Source organism: Actinophytocola sp., assembly GCF_050699915.1.
In the GTDB taxonomy this organism is placed as follows: Bacteria; Actinomycetota; Actinomycetes; order Mycobacteriales; family Pseudonocardiaceae; genus Actinophytocola.
The window spans coordinates 1-7,861 of the sequence record NZ_JBOHGA010000262.1; the positions used below are offsets into that span (position 1 = coordinate 1).

Sequence of the window (7,861 nt, forward strand, 5' to 3'; positions counted from 1 at the left end):
GGGCAGCAGACCACGGGTCAGCACGGTGGCGGACTGCTCGGCCGGGATCAGCACGACCGGCCGCACCGCCGGGTGCGGCTCCAGGCGCGCCGCGCGGTAGACCGGCCCGGTCGGACCCGCCTCCGCCCAGGCGAGCGCGAGGCCGCCGTACAGGCTGGCGGCGACGTTGTCGGCGTGTCCCTCGAAACCGGCCGCGAGCTGCAGGGCCGCGTCGTCCAACGCCCGGCCGGCGAGCGCGTAGGCGGCGGCGATCCCGGCCACGATGGCCGCCGCCGACGAGCCGAGCCCGCGTCCGTGCGGGATCGCGTTGGCGCAGGTCAGCGTCACGCCGGGCAGGTCGAGACCGACCTCCTTCGCCGCGGCCAGCAGCGCGCGCACCACGAGGTGGTCCGCGTCCACGGACAGGTCCGCGCCCTCGCCGGTCACTGTGCCGCGGATACCCTCCGCGGTGACGGTCACCTCGACGACGTCGTACAGCGCGAGGGCGAGCCCCAGCGCGTCGAACCCGGACCCCAGGTTCGCGGTCGAGGCCGGAACCGTGACCCTCACGCTCATGTGAGCTCGAGTGCCGAAGCGACCGCGCCCGGCGAGACGGGGACGGGCTCGACCGGAGCCATCTCCGTCAGCGCCGTGTCCGGGTCCTTGAGACCGTGCCCGGTGACCGTGCAGACCACCAGCGAGCCGGCGGGCAGCCGGCCGTCCGCGGCGGTGGCCAGGGCGCCGGCCACGCTGATCGCCGACGCCGGCTCGACGAAGACCCCCTCGCGGCTCGCGAGCAGGTGGTAGGCCTCCAGCAGGCGCTCGTCGGGGATCGCGTCGATCAGCCCGCCGGACTCGTCGCGCGCGGCGATCGCGCCGGCCCACGAGGCCGGGTTGCCCACCCGGATCGCGGTCGCCACGGTGTCCGGGTCGCGCACCGGCTCGCCGTGCACCAGCGGCGCCGCGCCGGCGGCCTGGAAGCCGAACATCCGCGGCCGGCCGGCCACCAGCCCGTCGTCGGCGTAGGCGCCGTAGCCGCGCCAGTAGGCGGTGATGTTGCCCGCGTTGCCGACCGGCAGGCAGTGCACGTCCGGCGCGCGGCCGAGCGTGTCGCAGATCTCCCAGGCGGCGGTCTGCTGGCCCACCAGCCGCACCGGGTTCACCGAGTTGACCAGCTCGACCGGGTACTCGGCGGCGGTCTTGCGAGCCAGCTCGAGGCAGTCGTCGAAGTTGCCGTCGATCTGCAGGATCCGCGCGCCGTGGGCCACCGCCTGGGCGAGCTTGCCCATCGCGATCTTGCCGCTCGGCACGAGGACCGCGCAGGTCAGCCCGGCCCGCCCGGCGTAGGCGGCCGCCGAGGCGGACGTGTTGCCGGTCGACGCGCAGATCACCGCGGTGGCGCCGGTGGCCAGCGCGTGCGTGATCGCCACGGTCATCCCGCGGTCCTTGAACGAGCCGGTCGGGTTGGCGCCCTCGATCTTGAGGAACACCCGGCAGCCGGTGACCTCGGAGACGTGCCGCGCCTCGAGCAGCGGCGTGCCGCCCTCCTGCAGCGTCACCACCTTCGCACCGTCCGGGAGGGGAATCCGGTCCGCGTAAGCGTGGATCACGCCCGGCCATCCCGGGCGGATGCCGGCAGCAGCTGTCATGACTCCTCGCCTTCGACCCGCATCACGCTTACCACCTCGTGCACGACCGGCAGTCCCGCGATCTTGTCCACAGTGGACCGCAGGGCGGCGTCGGGCGCGGAGTGGGTGACGATCACCAGGCTCGCGTCCGTGCTGCGGCCCTGCTGGCGGACCGCTGCGATGCTCACGTCGTGCTCGGCGAAGACCGACGCCACCGTGGACAGCACACCCGGCCGGTCCGCGACGTCCAGGCTGATGTGGTAGCGAGTGTCCACTTGGGAGACCGGGCGCACGGGCAGCGCCGCGTAGGACGACTCCCCCGGGCCGCGCCCACCGACGACCTTGTTGCGCGCCACCGCGACCAGATCGCCGAGCACCGCGCTCGCGGTCGGTGCGCCACCCGCGCCCTGGCCGTAGAACATCAGCGAGCCGGCCGCGTCGGCCTCCACGAAGACCGCGTTGAACGCGCCGCCGACCCCGGCGAGCGGGTGCGTGCGCGGGATCATCGCGGGGTGCACGCGCACGGCGACCGCCTCGCCGTCGGCGGAGTCGACCCGCTCGCAGATGGCCAGCAGCTTGATCGTGCGGCCGAGCCCGCGCGCCGCCGCGATGTCCGCCGGAGTGACCGCCGCGATGCCCTCGCGGTACACGTCGGCCGCCGTCACCCTGGTGTGGAAGGCGATCGAGGCGAGGATGGCCGCCTTCGAGGCGGCGTCGTAACCGTCCACATCGGCCGTCGGGTCGGCCTCCGCGTAACCGAGCCGGGACGCCTCGTCGAGGGTCTCCGCGTAGCCGGCGCCGGAGGAGTCCATCGCGGACAGGATATAGTTGGTGGTGCCGTTGACGATGCCCAGCACGCGGGTGATCCGGTCGCCCGCGAGCGACTCGCGCAGCGGCCGCACCAGCGGGATCGCGCCGGCGACCGCGGCCTCGAAGTACAGGTCCGCGGCGCTCGCGTCGGCGGCGGCGAACAGGTCCGCGGCGTGCTCGGCGAGCAGCGCCTTGTTCGCGGTGACCACGGACTTGCCCGCGCGCAGCGCGTCGGTCAGCAGCGACCGGGCCGGCTCGATGCCCCCGATCACCTCGACCACGATGTCCACATCCGACGCCACCAGCCCGGCGGCGTCGGTGGTGAGCAGGTGCGCGGGGACCTCCGGGTGCCGGTTCGGCCGCCGCACCGCGATCCCGGCGAGCTCGATCTCCCCGCCGACGCGGGCGGCCAGGTCACCGGACTGCTCGTGGAGCAGCCGGACCACCTCCGCCCCGACGGTGCCGCAGCCCAACATCGCGACCTTGATGTTCATGAGATCTCCAGGCGCAGCAGGTCGTCCACGGTCTCGCGGCGCAGCAGCGGCCGCGCGACGCCGTCCCGGACCGCGACAACGGCCGGGCGCGGCAGCCGGTTGTAGCTCGACGCCATCGCGTAGCAGTAAGCGCCGGTCGCGGCCACCGCGATTAGGTCGCCGGGCGCGAGGTTGGCCGGCAGCCAGCAGTCCCGCACCACGACGTCGCCGGACTCGCAGTGCTTGCCCACCACTCGGGACAGCACCGCCTCGCCGCCGCGGCCACCCTCGTCGGAGAACCGGGACAGCACGCGGCAGTCGTAGTCGGCGTCGTAGAGCGCGGTGCGGATGTTGTCGCTCATCCCGCCGTCCACGCTCACGTAGCGGCGCGCGGTGCCGCCGCCGAGCTCGACGTCCTTGATGGTGCCGACCTCGTAGACGGTCACCGTGCCCGGCCCGGCGATCGCCCGCCCCGGCTCGACGGCGATCTTCGGCGGCTCCAGCCCGGCCTGCTCGCACTCCTTGGCCACGATGTTGCGCAGCTGTTCGGCGAGCCAGCTCGGCGGCGGCGGGTCGTCCGCGGCGGTGTAGGCGATGCCCAGCCCGCCGCCGAGGTCCACAATGGACACGCTGGCGAGGGCGTCCGCGCCGTGCTCGTCGCGCAGCCCGGCCAGCAGCCCGATGACGCGGTGCGCGGAGACCTCGAACGCGTTGGCGTCGAAGATCTGCGAGCCGATGTGGCTGTGCAACCCGACCAGGCGCAGCCCCGGCGAGCCGAGCACGCGGCGCACCGCCTCCGCGGCGTGCCCGCCGGCCAGCGAGAAGCCGAACTTCTGGTCCTCGTGCGCGGTGGCGATGTACTCGTGGGTGTGCGCCTCGACGCCGACCGTCACGCGCACCAGCACGTCCTGCACGGTGCCCTGGTCGCGGGCGATCCGGTCCAGCCGGACGATCTCGTGGAACGAGTCCAGCACGACCGCGCCGACTCCCACCGACACCCCCGCGGCGAGCTCGGCGGCCGACTTGTTGTTGCCGTGCAAGGCGATCCGCTCGGGCGGGAAGTCCGCGCGCAGCGCGATCTCGAGCTCGCCGCCGCTGCACACGTCCAGCGACAACCCCTCCTCGGCGACCCACCTGGCCACCTGGACGGACAGGAACGCCTTCGCCGCGTAGTGCACGAGGGCCGGGTCGCCGAACGCCGCCGCGTGCTCGGCGCAGCGGGCCCGGAAGTCGGCCTCGTCCACGACGAACAGCGGCGTGCCGTACTCGACGGCGAGGTTCCGGACGTCGACCCCGGCGAGCCGCACGAACCCGTCGCCGTCACGTCGGGCGTTGCGCGGCCAGACGGCGGGCATCAGCTCGTCCAGCTCGTCCGCGGTGGACGGTCGGGGCCCGGCGGTGTAGCCCGGCGGAAGGACGTCGGCGTGCAGTGGTCCAGCCGGATGCGCTCTCATCCTCCCGCCTCCCCGGAATTTTGACGTTTGGTCACCTTGGGCGTAGCTGTCCCGTTTGGTGCGTACTTGTGGCTGGTTTGCGTCACGTTCCCCTGAGGTGACGGCTGGCTGCCACGCGGCTCTGATGCACTCACGAGGATTTACATCCGTTCTGGGGCACTGACGCCGAGCAGGGCCAGGCCGTTCGCGAGCAGCCGGCGCACCGCGGCGCAGAGCGCGAGGCGGGCGGTGGTCAGCGGGGTCGCCTCCTCGTCGCCCTGCGGCAGGACGCGGCAGCTGTCGTAGAACTTGTGGTACGCGCTCGCGAGCTCCTCGAGGTAGCGCGCGATCCGGTGCGGCTCGCGCAGCTCCGCGGCGGTGTCCACCACCTTCGGGAAGTCGCCGAGCGTGCGGATCAGCTCACCCTCCCGCTGGTGGGTGAGCAGGCCGAGATCGACGTCGTTCGCCGATGTGGGCACCTTGATGCCCAGGTCCGCGGCGTTGCGCTCCAGCGACGACAGCCGGGCGTGCGCGTACTGCACGTAGAACACCGGGTTGTCGTTGGTGTGCCGGCTCCACAGGTCCAGGTCGATGTCGATGGTCGCGTCCACCGAGGACCGGACGAGCGCGTAGCGGGCCGCGTCCACGCCGACGGCGTCGACCAGGTCCTCCATCGTCACCACGGTCCCGGAACGCTTCGACATCCGCACCGGCTTGCCCTCGCTGACCAGGTTGACCAGCTGCCCGATGAGCACCTCGACCGTGGCCGGGTCGTCCTCCAGCGCGCCGGCCGCGGCCTTGAGCCGGGCGATGTAGCCGTGGTGGTCCGCGCCGAGCATGTAGATGCACAGGTCGAACCCGCGGCGGCGCTTGTCCCGGAAGTAGGCGATGTCACCCGCGATGTAGGCCGGGGTGCCGTCGGACCTGATGACCACCCGGTCCCGGTCGTCGCCGAAGGCCTCGGTGCGCAGCCACCACGCACCCTCGGCCTCGTAGAGGTGGCCCTTCGCCTTGAGCTCGTCGACGACCTCGGCCACCTGGCCGGAGCTGTGCAGCGAGTCCTCGTGGAAGTAGACGTCGAAGTCGGTGCCGAACTCGTGCAGGCTCCGCTTGATCTCCTCGAACATCAGGCTGACGCCGATGCGGCGGAACGTCTCCGCGCACTCGTCCTCGGGCAGCGACAGCGCGTTCGGCTCTGTGCGCAGCACCTCGGCGGCGACGTCGGACAGGTACGCGCCCGCGTAGCCGTCCTCGGGCGGCGGCTCGCCCTTGGCCGAGGCGATCAGCGAACGCACGAACCGGTCGATCTGCGCGCCCGCGTCGTTGAAGTAGTACTCGCGCACGACCTCGGCGCCCTGCGCGGACAGCAACCGGCCGAGCGCGTCGCCGACCGCGGCCCACCGGGTGCCACCGAGATGCAACGGCCCGGTCGGGTTGGCGGAGACGAACTCGAGGTTGATCCGGCGGCCGGCCAGCGCGTCGCCCCGGCCGTAGGCCTCGCCGGCGTCGAGCACCTGGCGGACGATCTCGCCCTGGGCGTCGGCGGCGAGGCGGAGGTTGATGAAGCCGGGCCCGGCGACGTCGGCCGCGGCCACGCCGTCCCGGCCGGCGAGCGCGGCGGCGAGCCAGCCCGCGAGGTCGCGCGGCGCCACCCCCACCTTCTTCGCGACCTGCAGCGCCAGGTTCGTCGCGTAGTCGCCGTGCTCGGGGTTTCTCGGACGCTCGATCGTCACCGCCGGTGGCAGGGCGGCGTGGTCGAGGTCTCGGCTGGTCAGCACGTCCACGGCGACGGCGCGGACGAGGTCGGCAAGCGCGGCGGGAGTCACCCTGTGAAGTCTAGGTACGCCGCCCGGACCCGAAGGAGTGGCCTCGCCCATAGGCTGTCGTGGGGAGTCCGGACCCGGGAGGAAGATCGTCATCGACACTTCGCACACCCGTCGCGGGTTCGTGGTCGCGGCCGCCTGCCTCGCCCTGGTCGCCGGCTGCAGCAGCCGGACCAGCACGAACGAGGCGCCGCCCAGCACCAAGCCGGACATGAGCGCGTTCGAGCCGTCCGAGGACAACCAGGACCCGTCGAAGGCGATCGAGGGCGTGGTCGTCACGGAGTACCAGCCCTCGCACGCGCTCGACGGCCAGCGGGTCGCCTACGACAAGGCCCCGCCCTACGGCGGCAAGCACGCCGGGACCTGGGCGGACTGCGCGGGCACCGTCTACGTCAAGCCGGTCCGCAACGAGAACATGGTCCACGCGCTGGAGCACGGCGCGGTGTGGATCGCCTACGACCCGGCCACGGTGCGGGCGAGCGAGCTCGAGACGCTGGCCGCGAAGGTCGACGGTCAGCCGTACCTGATGCTCTCGCCGTACCCCGACCTGGACGCGCCGGTCTCGCTGCAGTCCTGGGGCCACCAGCTCAAGCTGGACCAGGCCGACGACGAGCGGATCGACCAGTTCATCACCGCGCTGCGGGACAACCGGTACACCACACCCGAGCCCGGCGCGCCCTGCGGCACGAGCCCGGGCGGCTTCGACGTGGCCAACCCGCCGCCGTTCGACCCGAGCCCGCCCGGCCCGGACGCGGCACCGGTCGAAGGTCCCTGACCAGATCCCTGACACTGACCCAACACCCCTGTTCCTTACACTTGTCCGCTGCAGTCTGTCTTCCCCTGTATTGAGCCTGTACGAGACGAGGTCCGAGACCGGCATGGCGAGCGGCACGAAGAGCAAGGGCGGGAACAAGCCCAAGGTCAAGGGCAAGGGTGGAGCCGCCAAGTCGGGGCGTGCGCGCAACTCGATCGCGCGGGCCGGCAAGCCCAAGCCCTGGGGCATGATCTTCGGGGTCATCGTGGTCGTGCTGCTGGCCGGCGGCGTGTTCACCTACGCCTTCACGCAGATCAGCGAGAAGGAGAAGTGGGTCGCCTCGGAGGACAACAAGGACCCGTCGGACAACATCGGCGACGTCGAGAAGGTCACCTACGAGGGCTCGAAGCACGTCACCCCCGAGCAGCGGGTGGCCTACGACCAGAGCCCGCCCTTCGGCGGCCCGCACGACCAGGCCTGGGCCAACTGCGCCGGCACGGTCTACGAGAAGCCGGTCCGCAACGAGAACATGGTCCACTCGCTGGAGCACGGTGCCGTGTGGATCGCCTACGACCCGGAAAAGATCAAGGGCAGCGCGCTGAACTCGCTGAAGTCCAAGGTCGAGAACCAGCCGTACATGATGATGTCCCCGTACCCGGGCCTCGACAAGCCGCTCTCGCTGCAGTCGTGGGGCCACCAGCTCAAGCTGGACAAGGCCGACGACGAGCGGATCGACCAGTTCATCAACTCGCTGCGGGAGAACCAGTACCAGAACCCGGAGCCGGGCGGGCGCTGTGACTCCGACGGCACCGGCTTCGACCCGACCAACCCGCCGCCGTTCGTGGCGGAGAAGCCGGGCAAGGACGCGGTGACGATGGACGGCAAGGGCGCGATCGAGGCCGCGGACGAGTCCGGCCAGCCGCCGGTCACCCCGCCCGCCGCCACGCCGCCGGCCGGCGGC

The 7,861-nt window shown here is 72.4% G+C and carries 7 protein-coding genes; 2 read left to right on the forward strand and 5 right to left on the reverse strand.

Annotation, left to right across the window (positions count from 1 at the left end):
- The 5 genes from ACRDSK_RS29445 to argS all read right to left on the reverse strand — a co-directional run.
- Positions 1–555: homoserine kinase (locus ACRDSK_RS29445; protein WP_431444620.1), on the reverse strand; the 555-nt coding region annotated here is incomplete at its 3' end.
- A complete protein-coding gene (gene thrC / locus ACRDSK_RS29450; protein WP_431444621.1) occupies positions 552–1,628 on the reverse strand; it encodes a threonine synthase in 1,077 nt (358 codons plus the stop codon). The genes ACRDSK_RS29445 and thrC, both read right to left, overlap by 4 nt.
- Positions 1,625–2,911: a homoserine dehydrogenase gene (locus ACRDSK_RS29455; RefSeq protein ID WP_431444622.1), complete on the reverse strand. Its 1,287-nt coding sequence runs from the start codon at positions 2,909–2,911 to the stop codon at positions 1,625–1,627. Before ACRDSK_RS29455 ends, thrC begins: the two co-directional genes overlap by 4 nt.
- A complete protein-coding gene (lysA, locus tag ACRDSK_RS29460; protein WP_431444623.1) occupies positions 2,908–4,344 on the reverse strand; it encodes a diaminopimelate decarboxylase in 1,437 nt (478 codons plus the stop codon). Before lysA ends, ACRDSK_RS29455 begins: the two co-directional genes overlap by 4 nt.
- A gap of 140 nt (positions 4,345–4,484) precedes the next feature.
- Complete coding sequence (argS, locus tag ACRDSK_RS29465; protein WP_431444624.1) at positions 4,485–6,149, reverse strand: arginine--tRNA ligase; 1,665 nt, start codon at positions 6,147–6,149, stop codon at positions 4,485–4,487.
- A 121-nt stretch (positions 6,150–6,270) separates the two neighbouring features.
- Here argS and ACRDSK_RS29470 point away from each other — a divergent pair, with 121 nt between their 5' ends.
- Positions 6,271–6,921: a DUF3105 domain-containing protein gene (locus ACRDSK_RS29470; RefSeq protein ID WP_431444625.1), complete on the forward strand. Its 651-nt coding sequence runs from the start codon at positions 6,271–6,273 to the stop codon at positions 6,919–6,921.
- 103 nt (positions 6,922–7,024) lie between these two features.
- Positions 7,025–7,861 (forward strand): DUF3105 domain-containing protein (locus ACRDSK_RS29475; RefSeq protein ID WP_431444626.1); only part of this gene is annotated, 837 nt, incomplete at its 3' end.